The organism is Aquimarina callyspongiae (assembly GCF_034322225.1).
Classification (GTDB): Bacteria; Bacteroidota; Bacteroidia; order Flavobacteriales; family Flavobacteriaceae; genus Aquimarina.
On sequence record NZ_JAXLPA010000001.1, the window covers coordinates 742,235 to 763,300 of the forward strand.

18 protein-coding genes are annotated in these 21,066 nt (G+C 33.8%); 9 read left to right on the forward strand and 9 right to left on the reverse strand.

From position 1 onward, the window contains the following. Nucleotides 1-33 precede the first annotated feature (33 nt). The 4 genes from paaB to U0D62_RS03180 all read right to left on the reverse strand — a co-directional run bounded on the left by paaB (nucleotide 34) and on the right by U0D62_RS03180 (nucleotide 3,127). Nucleotides 34-318: a 1,2-phenylacetyl-CoA epoxidase subunit PaaB gene (gene paaB, locus U0D62_RS03165; protein WP_322193848.1), complete on the reverse strand. Its 285-nt coding sequence runs from the start codon at nucleotides 316-318 to the stop codon at nucleotides 34-36. A 62-nt stretch (nucleotides 319-380) separates the two neighbouring features. Then, complete coding sequence (paaA, locus tag U0D62_RS03170) at nucleotides 381-1,337, reverse strand: 1,2-phenylacetyl-CoA epoxidase subunit PaaA (RefSeq protein WP_322193849.1); 957 nt, start codon at nucleotides 1,335-1,337, stop codon at nucleotides 381-383. A 66-nt stretch (nucleotides 1,338-1,403) separates the two neighbouring features. After that, a complete protein-coding gene (paaE, locus tag U0D62_RS03175) occupies nucleotides 1,404-2,477 on the reverse strand; it encodes a 1,2-phenylacetyl-CoA epoxidase subunit PaaE (protein WP_322193850.1) in 1,074 nt (357 codons plus the stop codon). Nucleotides 2,478-2,557: 80 nt separating this feature from the next. Continuing rightward, nucleotides 2,558-3,127 (reverse strand): TetR/AcrR family transcriptional regulator, encoded by a 570-nt coding sequence (locus U0D62_RS03180; RefSeq protein ID WP_322193851.1) that lies wholly within the window; start codon nucleotides 3,125-3,127, stop codon nucleotides 2,558-2,560. A 145-nt stretch (nucleotides 3,128-3,272) separates the two neighbouring features. On the opposite strand from U0D62_RS03180, the gene U0D62_RS03185 reads away from it, so the two are divergent. Next, nucleotides 3,273-3,701 carry an META domain-containing protein gene (locus U0D62_RS03185; protein WP_322193852.1) on the forward strand — a complete coding sequence of 143 codons (429 nt, stop codon included), beginning with the start codon at nucleotides 3,273-3,275 and terminating at the stop codon, nucleotides 3,699-3,701. A gap of 305 nt (nucleotides 3,702-4,006) precedes the next feature. Further along, nucleotides 4,007-5,767: an aromatic amino acid hydroxylase gene (locus tag U0D62_RS03190; RefSeq protein WP_322193853.1), complete on the forward strand. Its 1,761-nt coding sequence runs from the start codon at nucleotides 4,007-4,009 to the stop codon at nucleotides 5,765-5,767. A gap of 45 nt (nucleotides 5,768-5,812) precedes the next feature. Here U0D62_RS03190 and U0D62_RS03195 read toward each other — a convergent pair whose 3' ends face one another. Then, the gene (locus U0D62_RS03195) at nucleotides 5,813-5,968 is read right to left on the reverse strand and encodes a hypothetical protein (RefSeq protein WP_322193854.1); all 156 of its coding nucleotides are present in this window, start codon (nucleotides 5,966-5,968) and stop codon (nucleotides 5,813-5,815) included. A 291-nt stretch (nucleotides 5,969-6,259) separates the two neighbouring features. Here U0D62_RS03195 and U0D62_RS03200 point away from each other — a divergent pair, with 291 nt between their 5' ends. Continuing rightward, a complete protein-coding gene (locus U0D62_RS03200; RefSeq protein WP_322193855.1) occupies nucleotides 6,260-7,063 on the forward strand; it encodes a S24 family peptidase in 804 nt (267 codons plus the stop codon). Nucleotides 7,064-7,222: 159 nt separating this feature from the next. Here U0D62_RS03200 and U0D62_RS03205 read toward each other — a convergent pair whose 3' ends face one another. Next, nucleotides 7,223-8,170 (reverse strand): GSCFA domain-containing protein, encoded by a 948-nt coding sequence (locus U0D62_RS03205; RefSeq protein ID WP_322193856.1) that lies wholly within the window; start codon nucleotides 8,168-8,170, stop codon nucleotides 7,223-7,225. Between the two features lie 72 nt (nucleotides 8,171-8,242). Continuing rightward, complete coding sequence (alaS, locus tag U0D62_RS03210) at nucleotides 8,243-10,876, reverse strand: alanine--tRNA ligase (RefSeq protein ID WP_322193857.1); 2,634 nt, start codon at nucleotides 10,874-10,876, stop codon at nucleotides 8,243-8,245. A 210-nt stretch (nucleotides 10,877-11,086) separates the two neighbouring features. Here alaS and U0D62_RS03215 point away from each other — a divergent pair, with 210 nt between their 5' ends. From U0D62_RS03215 to U0D62_RS03240, 6 genes are read left to right on the forward strand one after another with little or no spacing between them, the layout of a single operon-like run. Continuing rightward, nucleotides 11,087-12,064 carry a M23 family metallopeptidase gene (locus tag U0D62_RS03215; RefSeq protein WP_322193858.1) on the forward strand — a complete coding sequence of 326 codons (978 nt, stop codon included), beginning with the start codon at nucleotides 11,087-11,089 and terminating at the stop codon, nucleotides 12,062-12,064. Nucleotides 12,065-12,070: 6 nt separating this feature from the next. Then, a complete protein-coding gene (locus tag U0D62_RS03220; RefSeq protein WP_322193859.1) occupies nucleotides 12,071-13,186 on the forward strand; it encodes a CapA family protein in 1,116 nt (371 codons plus the stop codon). A gap of 2 nt (nucleotides 13,187-13,188) precedes the next feature. After that, on the forward strand, nucleotides 13,189-13,518 hold the full coding sequence (locus U0D62_RS03225) for a MerR family transcriptional regulator (protein WP_322193861.1): 330 nt from the start codon (nucleotides 13,189-13,191) through the stop codon (nucleotides 13,516-13,518). A 32-nt stretch (nucleotides 13,519-13,550) separates the two neighbouring features. After that, entirely contained in the window at nucleotides 13,551-14,153 is a 603-nt protein-coding gene (locus U0D62_RS03230; protein ID WP_322193862.1) for a LemA family protein, read from the forward strand. Then, nucleotides 14,153-14,593 (forward strand): TPM domain-containing protein, encoded by a 441-nt coding sequence (locus U0D62_RS03235; protein ID WP_322193864.1) that lies wholly within the window; start codon nucleotides 14,153-14,155, stop codon nucleotides 14,591-14,593. Before U0D62_RS03230 ends, U0D62_RS03235 begins: the two co-directional genes overlap by 1 nt. Beyond that, nucleotides 14,590-15,384, forward strand: coding sequence for a TPM domain-containing protein (locus U0D62_RS03240; RefSeq protein ID WP_322193865.1), 795 nt, complete (start codon nucleotides 14,590-14,592; stop codon nucleotides 15,382-15,384). The genes U0D62_RS03235 and U0D62_RS03240 overlap by 4 nt, the downstream gene beginning before the upstream one ends. Before the next feature lie 19 nt (nucleotides 15,385-15,403). Here the strand turns inward: U0D62_RS03240 and U0D62_RS03245 are convergent, their stop codons facing one another. Both U0D62_RS03245 and U0D62_RS03250 read right to left on the reverse strand, forming a co-directional pair. Further along, a complete protein-coding gene (locus tag U0D62_RS03245; RefSeq protein WP_322193866.1) occupies nucleotides 15,404-17,992 on the reverse strand; it encodes a T9SS type B sorting domain-containing protein in 2,589 nt (862 codons plus the stop codon). A gap of 271 nt (nucleotides 17,993-18,263) precedes the next feature. Then, the gene (locus U0D62_RS03250) at nucleotides 18,264-21,041 is read right to left on the reverse strand and encodes an outer membrane beta-barrel protein (protein ID WP_322193867.1); all 2,778 of its coding nucleotides are present in this window, start codon (nucleotides 21,039-21,041) and stop codon (nucleotides 18,264-18,266) included. Between the last annotated feature and the right edge of the window lie 25 nt (nucleotides 21,042-21,066).

Consider the following 21,066-nt stretch of genomic DNA (forward strand, 5'->3'; position numbering starts at 1 on the left):
GTATCTTATTAGTTATTTATTTCTAATCAACAATTACATATGTTTTACCTCATCGGGTAAAGTATAAAAAGTAGGATGTCTGTATACTTTATCCTGAGCAGGTTCAAACAATTCTCCATTATTCTCTGGATTAGAAGCTGTAATATGTTTAGATTCTACTACCCAAATACTAACTCCTTCATTTCTTCGAGTATAAACATCTCTTGCATTTTCTAATGCCATTTCTTCATCGGCTGCATGCAGGCTTCCGAAATGACGATGTTCTAATCCGTTTTTACTTCTTACAAACACTTCCCAAAGTGGCCAATTTTTTTTCATAATTAAAGACCTCACCCCTACCTTTATACTAATGTAAAAAAGGTATCAGCAAGGAATTTTATTTAAATTACTTTTTTAAGCTTTTTATCTTGTTGTTTTTCTGCATATGTCATAGCAGCATCACGTACCCATTCTCCTTCTTCCCAGGCATTAACTCTTGCAGAAATGCGTTCTTTATTACAAGGGCCATGACCTTTAACTACTTGCCAGAATTCATCCCAATCAATTTCACCAAAATCATAATGACCCGTTTCTTCATTCCATTTTAAATCAGGATCTGGTACTTTAAGGTCTATTAAATCTGCCTGAGGCACCGTTTGATCTATAAATTGCTGACGAAGTTCATCATTGGTTTTTCGCTTCAACTTCCATTTCATAGATTGCTCTGTGTGCACAGATTCTGCATCTGTTGGTCCTAGCATCATTAATGACGGCCACCACCAACGGTTTAATGCGTCCTGAGCAAGTTCTTTTTGTTCAGGAGATCCTTTTGCCAAAGTCATCATAATCTCATATCCCTGACGTTGGTGAAAACTTTCTTCTTTACATACTCTAACCATCGCTCGTGCATAGGGTCCGTATGAAGTACTACATAAAGGCACCTGATTTATAATCGCTGCACCATCAACCAACCAACCTATTGCACCTATATCTGCCCAAGTTAGAGTTGGATAATTAAATATACTTGAATACTTAGCTTTACCTGTATGTAGTTGCTCATATAACTCATCCCTAGAAATCCCTAAGGTCTCACAAGCACTATATAAATACAGCCCGTGACCGGCTTCGTCCTGAACTTTTGCCAATAATGCCACTTTACGTCGCATAGAAGGAGCTCTGGTAATCCAATTACCTTCTGGTAGCATTCCTATAATTTCTGAATGCGCGTGTTGAGAAATTTGTCGGATATGAGTTTTCCGGTATTTCTCAGGCATCCAATCTTTAGGTTCGATCTTTTCATCTCTGGCAATTCTTTGCTCAAAGATCTCTTCTAGGTTTTTAATTTCTTTTTCACTCATAACTTGAAGCCTTCACCCTCAACCTTTATTTAAATAAAAAGGAGTAAGCAAAGTTTTATTTGTATTCTAAACATCAAAATCCACGACTACTTTTTCTGTAGTTGGTACAGCTTGACAAGATAAAACCAAACCTTTGGCCACCTCATCTTCTTCTAATGCATAATTTATTTTCATTTCTACATTTCCTTCAACGACTTTACACTTACAGGTACTACACACTCCTCCTTTGCAGGCGAAGGGCAAATCTGCCCCAGCAGCTAAAGCTCCGTCAAGTATATTATCATAATCATCGTCCATATCAAAGTGGAATTCTTTTCCACCGTCAATGATCGTTACTTCGGTTCCATCAAATTTATGTTCAACCGCTTCTGCGGCTCTCTTCTTATCCTCTTCAGTAACTCCAGAAAAGAATAATTCATAATGAATTTTATCTTTAGGCAATCCTGCTTTAACTAATTCATCTCTAATCAGAAAAATCATTTCTTCAGGACCGCAGATAAAGCAATCATTCACATCTGAAACATCAATAATCTTTTCTGTAAGTTCTTGCAATTTTTCTGATGTAAATCTTCCATTAAGCAAGGGGATATCGCGATTTTCTTTAGTTAAAAAATAAAATATTTCAAATCTTCCAAAATATGTATTTCTTAGCGCTTCTATCTCTTCTTTAAAGATAATGGATTTAACCGTGCGATTCAAGTAAAACAACTTGAATGTACTATCTGGCTCTAAAGCCAAATGTGTCTTTATTATCGAAAGAATAGGCGTAATACCACTTCCTGCTGCAAAAACAATATAATTTTTGGCTTTTGTAGGATCAACTTCTATAAAAAAGCTACCAACAGGAGACATGGATTCCAGAGTATCTCCAACTTTCAGGTCATTATTTGCATAATTAGAAAACACTCCTCCATTAATGCGTTTAACGGCAACTTGCCATTTGTCTTCTATTGGACTTGAAAACAAAGAGTAGGAACGTCTTACATCTTCACCATCTATAATGGTTTTAAGAGTAAGATGTTGACCTTGTTTATACGCAAACTTTTCTTTAAGCTCTTCGGGAATATCGAAGGTAATTGCAGTACAATCCTTAGTTTCTTTATTTATTTCAGAAACCTTTATAGTATAAAAATCAGTCATAAGCTTCGTTCGACTATAACGTTATAGCTAAACAAAACTAACAATTGTTAGTTTTATACACAAATAATTATTTGTTAATTTTAACAGATTCCTTTTAAGAGCACTGATATCATATCTCTTTTCAGAATATTTGCATCAATATTTTTTTGCTTTGGATACCATAGATATAAGGTTCTAAGTGTAGATAGTGTAGAAAACACAATGATCTCAATATTATAAGATTTAATCTCTTTATTCTTTACTCCATGAATTACAATTTCTCTAAAATTTTCTTCATATTCAAGGCGCATTTTTTCAAAATACAATAAGCTTTTCTCTTCCAAATGCATCCAATCATTATTAAGTGAAGCTAACCCGTCTGCATTGCGCAATGTAACATCTATATGAAGATCTATAATATTCTCAAGCTTTTCAATTGCATTATGGTCAGAATTAATTATACGATTCATCCCTGTCGTAAACTCTTCTGCCAACTCAATAATTATAGTAGATAAAATCTCCTGTTTGGATTGAATGTGATTATATAAACTAGCTGCTTTAATCCCCATAGCTTTAGCCAAGTCCCTCATAGTAACCGCACTATACCCTTTTTCTTTAAAAAGTATCGATGCTGCATTTATAATTTCTTGCTTTCTGTTTTCAGGTTTCATCTATGTTATTTCTTTTGTATTCCCCTTCAAAAATAAATTTTAATCTCATATAAACTATTGCAAATAAATATTTAATCTTAAAAAATGATAAATTTACCTTATGTCAAGAATTAAATTCTAAGAACAAATTACAATCCGATTTTTAATGAAACATCTCACTTTTATTTTAATCTATTTAGCCTTATTTAGTAACTGCAATAGTTCTAATAACCCTATTTCTGATTCTAAAATAACGGCACAAGACACCATTCTAGAGGGAAAATACCAGGTTATTACACTTTTTAACAAAGATGTATCTGAGCAAAAAATCACAATGTCTTTTGATACAGAAAAAAAAACTATATCAGGATATTCTGCCTGTAATACATACTCTTGTAATTACACAATTGACAAAAAAACCATCTCATTTGGTTTCCCTATCGCTACTGAAATATATTGTGAAAAGACTGTCGAATTAGAGAAAGATTTTTTCAAGGCCATCTCTTTAATAAGATTCAAACAAACCCAAGAAAGGTTTATAAGTCTTACAGATGAAAATAACGCACCTGTAATCTTAATCACACCAATTAAATAAGATAGCCATCGAGTATATGAGTGCATCTATTTTAACATCTATCATATTTGTTTAAACAAAATATCATCTAGACTCTGCAAAATCTTAAGATCAATACTGTTCAATTTCGCTTTAAAAGAATGGAGCTTTCGTAATAAATGATCATATTTTTTTCTGTGATTAATAGAATTACTATAATTGCTCTTTCCTATTATTATATTATAGAATAGTAAGATCATTAAAAACTTAGTTAATTAGTTCATTTATTAGTATTAAAACCAGTACTTTCAGGTTTTAAAATATTATTTCCTCAAAATTGATATAAAATGTCATTACCTATAGAGTCTAATCCTTTGATTGACCGACTTCCTCCTCATTTGAAGCAATTTATCAAGCCTCAAAATTATGAGGAATACACCTCTATCAACCAAGCAGTATGGAGATATGTTATGCGAAAAAACATTGCATCCTTAAGCAAAGTTGCTCACAAATCATATCTGGAAGGTCTTAAAAAAACAGGAATTGGGATTGATGAAATACCTAGCATGTATGGGATGAATCGGATCCTAAAGGAAATAGGCTGGGCTGCCGTTGCTGTAGATGGTTTTATCCCGCCTAATGCTTTTATGGAATTTCAGGCATATAATATTCTTGTTATAGCATCTGATATCAGGCAGCTAGAGAATATTGAATATACACCAGCTCCTGATATTATACATGAAGCCGCTGGTCACGCTCCTATTATTGCCAATCCAGATTATGCTGAATATCTAAGGCGTTTCGGAAAAATAGGATGTAAAGCCATTTCTTCAAAGAGAGATTATGATATCTATGAAGCTGTTCGTTTATTATCCATCCTTAAAGAAGCCCACAATACGGACCCTTCTGCAATTGAAGATGCTGAAAAACGAATTTTTGAATTACAAAACCAAAAAGAAGATCCTTCTGAGATGGCTTTGATTCGTAATTTACATTGGTGGACAGTAGAATATGGTCTTATTGGATCTACTGATGAACCCAAAATCTATGGAGCAGGTCTGCTTTCATCCATTGGCGAAAGCGAATGGTGCATGACAGATAATGTAAAAAAACTAGCATACTCTCCTGAAGCTGCTTTTCAGGATTTTGATATTACTAAACCGCAACCACAACTGTTTGTAACTCCAGATTTTGCATATTTATGCCAGGTTCTTGAAGAATTTGCAGACACTATGGCTTTAAGAAAAGGAGGACATCGCGGACTTGCAAAATTAATAGAGTCTGAAAACCTGGGAACTATTGAACTCAGTACAGGACTACAAATTTCTGGGATATTTACCAGAATGATAAAAAATGAAGATAACGAGGTTATTTACTTTGAAACCAAAGGACCTACCGCACTTTCTTTTAGAGAAAAAGAATTAATAGGACATGGAGTTGATGCTCATCCTGATGGATTAAGATCTCCTTTAGGCAAATTAAAAGGTATTAATCTAGCCATAGAAAACATGTCGCCCAGAGATCTTAAAGCATACAATTTCTACGATGGAGAATATATTGAGTTTGAGTTTGAAAGCGGAATAACAGTAGCAGGACTTAACATTACCGGAATAAGAAATATTCAAGGAGAATTAATCCTAATACAGTTTAGCGAATGTACTATCACGTATAAAGGTGAATTTTTATTCAAACCTGAATGGGGAACCTTTGATTTAGCCGTTGGAAAAGAGATTGTATCCGCATTCTCCGGTCCAGCAGACGATTATTCTTTTGATCTCGTTACTCATACAACAGAAACAAATACTATAAAAAGAACGCACTCTTCCAAAGAGGAAGAGTTACATTCTTTATACCAGGCAGTTAAAAATGTTCGTAATGGAGAAAACACAAAGTTTTCTTTAGAAGCTGTTTTTGCAATTCTAAAAAAAGATCACGGAGAAGATTGGCTACTGCCCATTGAAATCTATGAACTCGTTTATGATAGAGATCAAAACTTTGCAGAAAACATTATCCAACATCTTGAAAAAATTAAAGCCGAAAGGCCAGAAATCAAAAACCTAATTGATAGCGGTATAGATATTATTACAAAAGGCGCAATTACAGTATAATAAAATCAGCAAACCCTATAGTTTTAATTTACAAGCCTCTCAACTTTAATTTTTTAATATATTATAAATTGTTTTTTCTGAAACAAATAGTTGCTCTATAAGCTCTGCAACAATAACTTTCATTTGTTTATCTGAATTGTTTTCGACATAATTTTGAACAAATTGTTTACGTTTCTCTAATAACAATTTACTTCTTTGCATAAACCTTTTAGTTTTTAAATATTAGACATAGAAATTTTACCCTATTCAAACTTTTGTTTGAATAATCAATAATAAAATGATTTAGATACACTTTAATTCTGTATTCACCTGAAAATGTTGCAACAAAAGCACTACAAATGTTTTAAAATGAATTATTTTTTGTAGTTTAGCAACTAATTACAGAACAAATATACAACATTTTACAGATTTTAACAACAAAATACAGATATTTTCTGTAAAATGTTTAAACCGCTTGTATACTGAAGCTTCTCAACTTAACACCTAAAGAATATGACAGAAATTGATCGTAAAATAAGGGAGATAATAGATTTTCTTGACCTAAACAATCACTCTTTCGCAAAAAAAATAGGTGTTACCAGTACTACAATAGATAGTATTACTACTGGTCGTTTACAATCTGACGGTTCCAGAAAACGAACTAAACCCGGATATGATTTATTAGAAAGTGTCATCTCTGAATTTGATATTAATCCCGAATATCTATTTGGAAAGAGCTCATCCATAATAAAACATCAAAATCAAGAAAATCCAACATATGGTGGAATACCTCAAGTAGTTGCCATAGATCAAAAAGGAGATGAAAATGTAGTATATGTTCCTATAAAAGCCCGAGCAGGATATCTTGATGGTTATGGCGATACAGAATTTATTGAAACCTTACCTTCTTTTAACATGCCGCATCTAAACAATGGAACTTTTAGATGCTTTGAAGTACAAGGAAATTCTATGGTACGAACATTTTTTGATGGCGATTTGGTTTTTGGAAAATATGTTGAAAATCTAAGAGACATAAAAGATGGTAGAGTCTATGTTATTATTAGCAAAAATGATGGCATTGTTTTAAAAAGGGTTATTAATCGTGTAGAAGAACGAGGAAAATTGATCCTGAAATCAGACAATAAAGATGGCAATTATCCTACTTACACAATTAATTCTGACGAAATCCTGGAAGCCTGGTATGTAACCATGTTTGCCTCTAAGCAAATGCCAGAACCTGTAGATGTGTACGATCGTTTACATGATCTTGAAACCAAAATTGTACTTCTGGAAGAAGAATTAAGAAGAAAAGATTAAACAAATATAACTCCAAAAAGAAGTCGGGGATAACAACAATATGTCATACCCCGACTTCAGGTTAAAAAACCTCACAATAAAGCTTTTTATACCTATGTCCCCTTCTTCTTTCTTTAGTGTAGAGTATAACAAAAAGGTAAACAGAAAATTAAAAATATTTTAAAACTGAATAAAAGAATACATTGATTGAAGTCGATGTTTTTTTTCTTCTAGATTTTGAAGAAAGGTAAGATGTTGTTTGCTATTTGGGTTAAAAGGACGATGTCTTAGTCCTCTCTGGATTTCTTCAACTCTCATCATAGTCTTCTTAGCCTCTTCAGCTATCCAAATTGCAGAAAAGCGTTCCCAAATATATTCAATCGCTATTCCGTTAGGATGAATCATATCTGTATTATAAAATCGATATTCTCTTAATTCATCCATCATTATTTCATACGATGGAAAATAAACAGTGTTTCGCATGGTTTCTATTGTCTGATGAACCGCTGCAAGGAGATGAGATTTACTTCGGTTATTCTCTACAAAACCATCTTTGATATGGCGAACCGGAGAAACCGTAAAAATAACCTTAACTGATGGATTAAGGCTTTTAATTAATCCAACACTATTATGAAGGCACTGAACCACTTCATCTACTGACAACAGTTCTTTTTCAAACTCTTTTTGCGGAATTTTATGGCAATTGGCAACCACCATATCTAATGCCTTAAGGCGATACACCCATGCAGTACCCAATGTTATACATACATGCGTGGCTGATTGAATTTTATTAAAAGTGAATTCTAATGCTCTATTAAGGTTCTGACATAACTTAAATTGATCCGGGTTACTCATTCTAGAGTGCGCATCAAAGCAATGCCATTGCTCATTGTGATAAAACAGATCAGTATCTGTATATTTTTCTCTTTGCGTAGTCATCCACAAAAAAGTCTCAATGGCTTTAGGGTGAAATAGAATACCAAACGGATTTGTAAGATTCTTGAATTTATAATAATCAAACTTACCTCCTATATGCTCAGCAAAGCAAGAACCTAGTAATAAAACCTCTGAATCATAATTGATTTTGGGTTCTTGAGACTGTAGAGGTATTTTAGTTTGTAAATTCATACTACTCTTTCATCCTGCCTTCTTTTCTTAATAACTAAAAGAAGACAGGTATGATATTTTTATTAATGATTCTTAATCAAGATATTGTTTTGCATTGGCCAAGGCTTCTTCAATACCTGCTGGATTTTTCCCTCCTGCAGTTGCGAAGAAAGGTTGTCCTCCTCCTCCTCCTTGGATATACTTACCTAATTCTCGAACTATTTGCCCTGCATTTAGCTCTTTTTCTGCAACTAAATTCTTAGATATATAACACGACAATAAAGCTTTTCCGTTCTGTTCTGAACCAAATAAAGCTACTACATTTTCTAGTTCTCCTCCTAGCTCGAATGATAAATCTTTAATCCCAGAAGCATCCAGATCTACTTTTTTAGCCAAAAACTGAACACCGTTAATATTTTCAAACTCAGATTTAAGTTCTGATTTTAAGTTTTTAGCCTTATCCTTTAATAACACTTCGATCTGTTTTTTGAGACTTGTATTTTCATCTTGCAAAGATGTTATAGCCTTAATCGGATCTTTTACATTCTTTAGTACAGATTTAACCTGGTTATATGCTTCAGACTGGGTAGTAAAATAATCCTTTGCTGCATCACAAGTAATAGCTTCAATACGTCGTATTCCAGCAGCTATTGCACTTTCTGATGTAATTTTAAAATGCCATATACTTCTAGTATTCTTAACATGGATTCCTCCACACAGCTCCATAGATTCTCCAAATCGTATCGCTCTTACAGAATCTCCATATTTTTCTCCAAATAATGCGATCGCACCATCAGCTATTGCTTGATCATATGATATACTTCTAAACTCTTCTAGCGGTAAGTTTTCACGTATTCTGGCATTCACAAAGTTCTCAACTTCTTTTAACTCTTCATTGGTAACTTTTGAAAAGTGAGAAAAATCAAAACGCAAATTACCACTATGCACCATAGATCCTTTTTGTTCTACATGAGTACCTAATATAGTTCGTAATGCCTGATGTAACAAATGTGTTGCTGAGTGATTAGATGCTGTTCTGGAACGTTGTTTAGCATCCACTACTGCTGTTAATGTTTCATCAATATGTTTTGGTAAATTTTTAGCAAAATGAATGATTAGGTTATTTTCCTTTTTAGTATCTATGATATATACTACATCTCCATTAGGTACCTCAAGATATCCTTTATCACCTACCTGACCCCCACCTTCTGGATAAAAAGGTGTTTTATCAAAAACTAACTGATATAACTCTCCGTCTTTTTTACTATTAACTTTGCGATATCGAGTAACCTTTACTTTTGCAGAAAGATGATCATATCCTATAAATTCTTCTTCAGAACTATCAATTAAAATCTCCCAATCTCCTGTAGAAACCTGAGATGCTGCTCGTGATCTATCTTTTTGTTTTTTTAGTTCTGCTTCAAATCCCTTTTCATCATAACTATACCCTTGTTCACTAAGAATTAAAGCTGTTAAATCTTTTGGAAAACCATAAGTATCGTATAATTCAAATGCTTTCTCTCCAGAAACCACTTTTCCATTAGTGTTTTTAATTACCGTATCTAATAATAGTAGACCTTGGTCCAACGTTCTTAAGAAAGATTGTTCTTCTTCTCTAATCACATTAACAATCAGATTTTTTTGAGCTTTTAATTCTGGAAAAGCTTTACTCATCTGTTTACTTAAAGTCTCTACCAATTGATAGATAAAAGGTTGTTTGGTATTTAAAAATGTAAAACCATATCGAATAGCTCTACGTAAAATTCTTCTGATCACATATCCTGCACCAGTATTACTTGGTAATTGCCCATCTGCAATCGAAAATGCCACTGCCCTCACGTGATCAGCTATTACACGAATTGCAACACTTACCTTACCATCTTCATCAGTAGGCAAACTATTCTTATCATAAGTCGAATTGGTTATCGTTTCTATCTCACGGATCAATGGAGTAAATACATCTGTATCATAATTAGACTTTACTCCTTGGAGAACCATACATAATCGCTCAAATCCCATCCCGGTATCCACATGTTGTGCAGGAAGTTTTTCTAAAGACCTATCAGCTTTTCTATTAAACTGCATAAAAACCAGGTTCCATATCTCTACTACTTGTGGGTGATCTGCATTAACAAGGTCTCTTCCAGGTATTTTAGCTTTTTCTTCTTCAGATCGAATATCAACGTGAATTTCTGAACAAGGTCCACAAGGCCCCTGATCTCCCATCTCCCAGAAATTATCTTTTTTATCTCCCATGATGATACGATCTTCGGGTACAATTGCTTTCCAAAGATCATAAGCTTCTTGGTCCATTTCAAGATTTTCATCTTTTGCTCCTTCAAAAACAGAAACATATAACATATCCTTATCGATACCATACACATCTGTTAATAGTTCCCAAGCCCAGTGAATTGCTTCTTTCTTAAAATAATCTCCAAAACTCCAATTCCCCAACATTTCAAACATTGTATGGTGATATGTATCCATTCCTACCTCTTCGAGGTCATTATGTTTACCACTCACACGCAAGCATTTCTGCGTATCAGATATCCTATTACTTTTGGGAATCCCATTACCTAAAAAGAATTCTTTAAACTGGTTCATTCCTGCATTTGTAAACATCAAAGTTGGGTCATCCTTGATCACCATTGGCGCTGACGCTACTATGCTATGTTTTTTTGTTTTAAAAAACTCTAAAAACTGGTTTCTAATTTCTTGGGATTTCATGAATTCTAAATTATTGTACTTTTTTAAACAAAACAGCTTTCAACTTATTTATTAATAGAATTTTAAGTGACACTTCAAAAGTAAAAGAACTTATTGATGTCTGTCAGTTTTTTCTACACTTTGCAACATTTTACTATATTTGTTGCAGTCAAAGCAATTGTTATATGCCTTTATCGGCTAACATCCTGCAAAAATAGTATATTTTAGATTATGTCAAAGGTTAAATATTACTACGATAGTGATACACTTTCTTACCGCAAAATTGAACGCAAAAAAGGACGTTTAGCGGGTCTTATATCTTTAATTGTAATTGGTGTCTTTTTAGCAGGGTTTGTTTTGCTAGTCGCATACATTAATATCCCTGGATTAGAGACTCCTAAGGAGAAAGCTTATAAAAGAGAGTTAGAAAATATGCAGCTTCAATATGATCTTATGAACAAAAGATTGGAGCGAGATGAGACTATTCTTAAAGAGATTGCCCAACGAGATGATAATATATATCGTCTTTATTTTGGAGCTAAACCTATTCCTGAAGAATTACGTAATGCTGGTTTTGGAGGAGTAAACAGATATAAAGCACTTGAAGGTTTTGATAATTCTGAAATCATTGTAAGTAGTAGTGAACGTATTGATAAATTGACTAAGCAGATTGTAGTTCAATCAAAATCTCTTGATGAAATTGCTTCGTTAGCAGAAAAAAAAGAAGAATTATTGGCGACTATTCCTGCTATTCAACCTATTCAAAATTCAGATTTAAAGAGAATGGCTTCCGGTTATGGATGGAGAAGTGATCCTTTTACAAAAGCTAGAAAATTTCATTATGGTATGGATTTTTCTGCTGCTACAGGAACTCCTATCTACGCATCAGGAAATGGTATTGTAACCCGTGCAGATGCCAATTCTACCGGATATGGAAAACACATAAGAATCGATCACGGTTTTAACTATGTTAGTTTATATGCTCATTTGAACAAATACAATGTAAAAAAAGGTCAAAAAGTAAGCCGTGGAGATGTTATAGGATATGTAGGAAGCACAGGAAGATCTGTTGCCCCTCACCTTCATTATGAAATATTTAAAGATGGTGAGCGTATTAATCCTCGTAATTTTTACTACGGAAGTTTAACCTCTGAGGAGTTTAACGAAATGCTTAAAGCCTCTAACCTAATTAATGAAACCTTAGACTAGATACCAATGCGCAAAGCAATCCTTTTTGTTATCTTTTTTGGTTTTGGTTTCTTGATTCACGCTCAAAAATATTCAAAAGAAGTGTTGGATTCGATGAATATCATCGTAGAAAGTCATCAAACTCAATTACAAAAATTAGCAAAACCTGAAAGTATCAAGGTTATGGCTGTTGGAGATATTATGATGGGTACTAATTTTCCTAATGAAGGCTATATGCCTCCTGACGGAAAAGGCCCTTTTGACGATGTTAATTCTATTTTAACGCAAGCAGACATTCTATTCGGAAACTTAGAAGGCACCCTGACTGATGAAGGTGAAAATGCTAAAAGATGCTCTGATCCTTCTAAATGTTATTCTTTTCGTTCTCCAGAGTCCTTTGGAAAATACCTAGAAGAAACTGGTTTTGATGTTATGAGTATCGCTAATAATCACATAGGAGATTTTGGTGCAATCGGTATTAAAAACACAAGCAAAACGCTAGAAAAACATAACATTGCATATGCCGGCGTATTTGCACAAGAGTCTACTATTTTTGAAAAAGACGGAATCACGTACGGTTTTTGTGCTTTTGCCCCCAATAAAGATTGCGTAAAAATTCATAACTTAACCAAAGCAAAAAAAATCGTTGCCGAACTTAAACAAAAAGTAGATATTGTGATTGTTTCTTTTCATGGTGGAGCAGAAGGCTTTAAGTACACTCACGTACCCAGAAAAACAGAACGTTTTTATGGCGAAGATCGTGGGAATGTGTACCTTTTTGCTCATACAATGATCGATGCAGGTGCAGACATTATTTTAGGACACGGACCTCACGTATCAAGAGCTTTTGAAGTATACAATAATAAATTCATAGCCTATAGCTTAGGTAATTTTTGTACTTATTCCAGATTTAATCTGGATGGAGTAAAAGGATATGCCCCGATTGCCGAAGTAGAAATTGATACTAAAGGTAATTTTATAAGAGGGAAATTGCATTCTGCCAAACAAATTGATGAAATATACCCTTTTATAGATAAGAAAAAGGGAGCATTAAAAGAAATTAAAAGATTAACCCAGGAAGATTTTCCTGAAAGCAATCTAATTTTTGAAGAAGACGGAAGTTTTACACAACAAAACAATTAGCTATGTATGTAGACTTACCTAAAAAAATGTATTACGGGATTGGCGAAGTAGCTGATGCATTTGATGTAAATACTTCTTTAATCAGATTTTGGGAAAAAGAGTTTGATATTTTAAAACCTAAAAAGAACGCTAAAGGCAATCGAAAGTTCACTCCAGAAGACATCAAAAATCTTGAACTTATTTATCACCTGGTAAAAGAGCGTGGATTTACTCTGGAAGGAGCTAAAATTCATCTTAAAGAACAAAAACAGGAAGCTCTCGATAGTTTTGATATTATCCGTAAGCTAGAATCTATCAAAGGGCAATTACTTAAAATCAAAGAACAACTTTAAACCTATTAACTAGGCAAATAATATATTTAAATATGAAAAAAGTATTAATTCCGATTCTCGTACTTGTCGTTATTATTGGTATTTTTTATTGGTTATTCGCCGGCAAATATAACAATGCAATCACTCTTCAAGAAGATACTATTACTGCCTGGTCTAATGTAGAAAGTGCTTACCAGAGACGTAGTGATTTGATCGGAAACCTTGTGAAAACTGTACAAGGAGCGGCAGATTTTGAAAGAACTACTTTAAAAGAAGTTATTGATGCGCGTTCTAAAGCTACTTCTATTAATATAGACCCTAGCAATATTACTCCTGATCAAATAGCACAATTTCAGCAAGCACAAAGCGGTTTGACTTCTGCCTTATCCAGATTACTGGTTACCGTAGAGCGTTATCCGGATTTAAAAGCCAATCAAAACTTCTTAAATCTACAAACACAACTTGAAGGCACTGAAAACAGAATTAATGTCGAGCGCAATAGATACAACGAACAGGTTGGATTATACAACAAATATCTTAGAGTATTTCCGAACAATATTGTACTAGGTATGTTTGGAGATTTTGAAAAAATGACAAGATTTGAAGCAGAAGAAGGTACTGAAAAAGCGCCAGATGTAGATTTTGATTTTAAATAATGTCTAAAGTAGAAGATTTTCTAACCGCCGATCAAGAGCAACAAATAATTGCTGCAATCCGACAAGCTGAAAAGGCAACCTCTGGAGAGATTCGTGTTCACCTGGAAAAACATACCGATCTTGATGTTTTAGAAAGAGCTGAAAAAGTATTTCATTCTTTAAAGATGGATAATACTGCTCAAAGAAACGGTGTCTTGATTTATGTTGCTGTAGAGGATCGCATTTTTGCTATCTATGGTGATCAAGGAATTAATGAAGCTGTTCCTGACAATTTCTGGAACAGTACTAAAGATGTTATACTAACTCATTTTAAAACAGGAAATTTTACTCAAGGATTAATTGATGGTGTTCTTCTTGCAGGAAAACAATTGCAACAACATTTTCCTTGGGAACAAGGTGATATTAATGAACTTCCTGACGAAATATCAAAAGGGCAATGAAGTATTTTAAAGTTTGCATAACACTTCTTTTTTTAGCTTCCGGAGTATTTTCAAGATCTGTTTATTCGCAAAGAAAAATCCCTCCAAAACCGAGTGATCAAACAGCTGTATACGATATTGCTGCAATGCTTTCGGGTACAGAAGCTAAACGATTAGAAAATAAACTTATTAAATATTCTGATACTACTTCTACTCAAATTGTGATTGCAACCATTAATTCATTGCAAGGTGAAAATATTGGTTTATATGCAGCTGAATGGGCTCATAAATGGGGGATTGGTCAAAAAAAAGAAGACAACGGTGTTTTTATATTAGTTGCTAAAAACGATCGAAAGATCTGGATTGCAACCGGCTATGGAGTTGAAGAAAAACTTACTGACTTTACTTCTAAGACCATTATTGATCAGATCATTACCCCAGAATTTAAAAAAGGTAATTTCTATCGTGGTTTAGATAAAGGAACTACGGCTATTTTTGAAGTTCTTGCTGGTACTTTTAAAGGAAATCGTAAAAAAAGCAATAACAATGCTCCTATAGGTCAATTCATTCTCTTATTTATCATTTTTATAATCATAATCCTTGCCTTTAGTAAGAGTAACCATGGCAATGGAAAAGGAAATCGTGGTAACCGATCCGGTAGCGGTAGCTTACTTGATACTATCATTCTCAGCAATATGGGACGAGGTGGATTTGGCGGCAGTTCTAGCAGCGGTGGATTTGGCGGTGGTGGATTTGGTGGAGGCTTCGGCGGTGGTGGATTTGGCGGAGGCGGCGCTGGTGGAAGCTGGTAAACTGCTTTTAAAAACCCTACTATCGTATCAACGAGAAATGCCCACTTATTCTTTTAGGCCCGTTATTCTGAATATATTCTATTTTAAACCAATATTCTGATGAAGGCATTTGTCTTCCATTATAAATTCCATTCCACCCTGTACCTCCAGGAACTAATTGTTTTAATAGTTTTCCGAATCTATCAAAAATAAAAATCCTGGAATCAGTTCCTAGAATATTAGACGGATCCAACACTGCCCAGGTATCGTGAAAACTATCCCCATTTGGTGTGAAATATTTGGGAATAACCAATTCGTCTGAAGGATTTGGGTTTGCAATCACCTCAATACCAAAAACACATCCATTAAGCGTTCTTACATATACAGTATGAGATCCTGATGCTACATTCTCAAAACGAGGAGAGCTTTGGTAAGGTCCTTCTATATTATCTAACGCATATTCTAAACTTCCATTATTTCCTTCTACAGTCACCACAATATCCATTCCTTCAAATACTGCTTGCACTTCAAAAGATTCTGCATCGGCCGGTACAATTTCAAACATTTCTGTGACCGTACAGATTACTCCCATTAATTCTCTTGTTACCGAAACACTATAATTACCAGTTTCTGTTATAGTTACTTCCTGAACTGTCGAGAATATCAAACCAGTATCTTCATTTCTCCAACTATATGAATCAAAAACACCGGGGTTTATAACTACTTCTGACCCCATTATTCCTGTGCAAATGGCATATTGATTTTCGACATCAGGATCAACATTATTTTTTATCAGCATAAAAGATACTGTATCATAACACTCATTATCCTGCACAAATACTCTTGCAAAAATCTCTTGTTGATCTCCTTCAAAAATATATGTTGTTATCGGATCGATTGCATTTAAATTTTCGTCCGCATCTTCTTGTGTAATATGATAAGAAACAATTAGATCATTGATTGTTTGATTTCCGATAATTTCGGGCGTTTTACTACTTAAATCAAAAATCGCTTCTCCTTCACCATCAACACAAAGAATGTAATCTGTAACTGTATTAGCAACGGGAGCTTCTGTAATTATAATATCTTTTGACAATACCGTAACCACCCCTCCAATTGTAACAGTAGCCTGAATAGTATATACTCCTGCAATAGTAAAACTATACATATCCTCTGTATTGGCAGAGGTAAAAATAACCGTTCCTGAATCATCACTTATTTCCCAAAGAATACTATCAACATTCTGAACTACTCTAAAAACAGTTGGTTCATTTAAACACGCTTCATCTACCTCTATTTCTGGAGTTTCTTCGCAACATCCTCCAACGTTGGAATATGCATTTATTCTCAAGTTACCATCACCAGCCGTTGGCCTTAAAAAAATAGCCTCGTTAGAAAAATGTTGTTTTACCGTTCTTAACAGAACCAACCAATCGTACCTGAAACTAATCGTATTTGCGGTTGTTGATGGTGCTTGCCCTTTTAAAATATCAAAAGCAGCTTCTAGTGTATTCATCACATTTTGTCTCGTTGCAGTATCTGCCGTTTCAAAATGTTTTAAGAGCCCTCCTTGTCCTTGTTGATTCACATTTCCTCCTTCTCCTAAAAAGAATCGCTCTATCATTGACCAATCTATTTGATAATCCCATAAAGGAATCGAAGTATCCGTACTAGCTTCTTCTGCACGATTTACCACAGCTTCTATTACTTCTGTAATATGTCTTCTATATAAATTATTTCCTTCAGGAAGCAAATCTCTTGCAGCAGGATCATCTCTGGTAGCCTCATAATTATCTCGCAACATTGTATTAGCTATAGGATCTGCAGAAAAAACACCTAGGTTATATGTAACTGCCATTGCTCCTAATCCATAATACTTATCAGCAGGTGCTTCTATAATTTTATGCCAACATAAATCTCTTGCATAACTATACCAGTTATAGATTACAAAAAAATTAGTAATCGATAACATATAGGCATTTACGACAGGAGCTTCGGTTAATTCTGTAGGGTCTGCTCCAATGTAATCGTTCATGAAATCCAGCGGAACAATCCCCGACGTAGCAATATCTTGTGCATTGGCCAGTTGTGTTTCATATTCTGGGTAAAAAGGAGGGTATGAAATTGCTCTATCTACACCTGTAAATAATTCTACTTCAAACGGACCATATGCTCCTTCTGCATTACTATTAAATGGTGGACCTGCAAATGGGGTTCCTGAAAAAGTTTCTTTTGCACCAAACCCAATCATCCATTGCATATCAACATTCATATATTCTTGTCCCATTGCCAATGCCATCCAGTACATAAAATTAGAATCATTGGCTACAATTTCGGTATCAGTAAGATTTACTCGTATTGGTAAATTATTATACGGAAATAGAATCTGGGTTTCTCCCAACCAGGTATCCATAAACCCTGCAGAATACCTACCTCCTCTTGACCCTAAATCATCTAAATACCTGTAATCAGCATTATAAAAACCTGGAGTACTTATAAGACTTGATAGTTCTTGAAGCGTTATTGGAGGCTCATCTTCAGGTTTTTGAGATTGGTTACATAGCTCTTCTTGAGCAAATGAGCTTGAAAAAATAAGTATAGCAATTACCTGAGCATAAAAAAGTCTCATGGAATATAGATCTGGTTAGTGGCATTAATTAGTTATACCTCAAAACGGCCAACTCTATATTATAGTATATCTTTTTAAACAAAAATATCGTAGAACAATAAAGTGGGTAATTATATATCAGTTTTCTTCTTTTTCACCAATCCCATCAAATATTACTGATCAAATATCTCTTATTTTCTATTGTATATTTTTAAGAAGAAAACTACAAATTTCCAGATAGTTACAGATTATAAAAATCACTAATTTTTTAGATATCCTCTCTAATGTGGGCTTAATTAAAAAACATCATTTCACCACCTGTTTCTCCTTTTTTACCCAGGCTATTAAATTTATAACTAAAACTTAACATAAAATATTGCTCTAAAACAGTACTCTGAATATCTTCTATATAATTATCCGTAGCATTACGTTTTGCATTCGTATTCTGATTAAGTAAATCATAAACCTTAAGAGTTACAGTAGCTTTCTTTTTGAATAATGAATACGCTACGGTAGTATTCCAAAACCAAGAATTACGCTGAAATCCAGGTGCTACGTCTGGATTATAATTATATCTGATATCATTGCGCCACTCCAATTGTTTTGGCACATAAGTAGTTGTTCTGATCCCCACTGAATGGCTAATAAAATCCCTATCATTAAACAGGTCGATATCATAAGTGTTATTTGTAAAAGATATTCGATAGTTAGGATTTATATCAAAAACGCCCTTCCACTTAAAGCTCACAAATACAGCCGGAGACATGGATAACCTATTTGAAGCATATTTTACATCATTATTAAAGTTAATCCTACGATCAAGGCTCCCGTACATACTTGCTGTCACTTTTATTTTTCTTAGTGAATCTAGTTTAAAACTTTTACTTTTTGACAAACTTCCGTAGATGTTATAATCTCCATCCACATTATCATAGGTTGTATTTCTTATTAAGTTTTCGTCGATTATTGTTCTTGGGACCACTTTATCTTCGATGACATTTACATTAAAATAGCTATAAAACCCTGATCCTTTCTGAAAATCATAGTTATTATATCCCATATAAAGGTTATGCGAATTAGAAGGAGCCAGGTTAGGGTTTCCTGTGACAATGTTTAATGGATCCGATACATCTTGAAAAGGTTGTAATTGTGAAATTTCTGGAGGCCTGTTACTCTTACTATATCCCAAATAGACAGATTCCTTAGGACTAAAGTTGGCATCCAGGCTCGCATTTAATTCGAGTGCATTAAAATCTTTTTCAAAATCAATATTTCGTAACCTATCACTATTTTCTAAAGTTCTAAATACATAACCTCCTCCAAAACGTATATTTAATTTTTCTCCACTATACGAAAGAGAAAGCCCTGGAGTTTTTCTAATATTTTTAAATTTAAAATCGGTACTAAGCAAATCGTTAAAATCTTCGTACTGCTGGGTGAGTTCATTAAAGTCAAAAGTGTTTTCTACATTTTCTCTAACATCTCTTCTATAACCATATTTAACATCAGCAAAAAGTTTCTTAGAGATTAAAGGATATCTCCAGGTAAAACTTGTAGATAAACTATTGAACGAATTTTCTCCATCTGTTACTTGATCTCTGGAAATAGTTTCGGGAGTATCTCCAAAAATTTCGGTAGTTGATTGTAAAAACTTGTTGGATGTTCCGTTATTTATTTGATTTGTTATACTTGCTTTGACAAAGGCTCCTCTATTTCCATACTTCTTTGTGACATCAATATCATTTTTAAAATTTCGCCCTTCGGTTTCTGAAAAAGAATTAAGGTTAGATGAATTGGTTAATGTTTGATTTTCATCTAAAGACTGATCATTACTAATGAATCTATTTTCTGATTTGAATGCCTTAAAAGAAGGTTTGACATTCATCAAAAATGTTGAATCAATTTTTACGTTAAATATAATATTGGCATCATGGTTATCAAGTTTGTTTTCTGAAGTAGATGATGCATTCGTAAAAAAACTACCATCTGTCAGAATATTTTCTCTTTCACTCAACCTTTCATTATCAGAATCACTACCTGCATAAAAGTAATTAGCCGTAATACTGATATTTTTACCAAAATCGTCTGCATAATTAGCTCCTACATTTCTGGAAGTCACAATTCCTTCTCCTCCTCCAAAAGATCTCCCATCGATTGTAAAAGCACCATTACTATTGAATGAAATAGATCCTCCTCCACCAAACATTTTTCGTATTTCTCCAAAACTGAATCCTGGCGAGTTAATGTTATTGGTTCCGGCCAGTACACTAATCCGTTGATCATTATCAAAAAAATTAATTAGTCCTGCTCCTTCATAGCGTTCTTCTGTTCCTAAACCAGCTGCAATACGACCGAATGTACCTTTGTTTTTATCTTCCTGAATTGTAATGTTTATTGTTTTATTGTTCTTATCTCCTTGTTCTCCTGCAAATGCTTCTGCATCTGTTTTAGAATCTGTAACCTGGATTTTATCTACAATATCTTTTGTCAAATTTCTTGTTGCTATCGTAGGATCATCTCCAAAAAAAGGTTTCCCATTTACTAATACTTTATTTACTTCTTTACCATTTATTTTTATTTTTCCATCTTCGTCTACTTCTACTCCTGGCAATTCTTTTAATAAATCTTCTACATTTGCATCTTTTTTGGTTTTAAATGATGCTACATTAAACTCTAATGTATCCTTTTTTATGGTTACCGGCGCTCTGGATTTAACAACAACCTCATCAAGAGATTCTACATTAAACCCAAGTTTTATTGTTCCTAAATCTATTTGTTTTTCAGTAAGAGGAATTTCTTTTTGATAAGATTCATATCCTACTGATGAAATAAGGACTTTAATTTTTTTCTGACCGGTATTGGCAATTAATTCAAAATTACCTTTGGCATCAGAAATTGTATAAGTAATTAGTGTACTGTCTTTTACCGCTTCAGCATAAACAGTTGCTGCCTCTATAGGAGTTGATTTTTCTGTATCAGATAATTGACCTTTGATTGTATAATTTTGAGCATAAGAAAGAAAAGAGCATAAAAGACATATGCTCACCCAGAAGATTCTGTTTAAGTTCATGTAAATTGATTGATGAATGTTAATT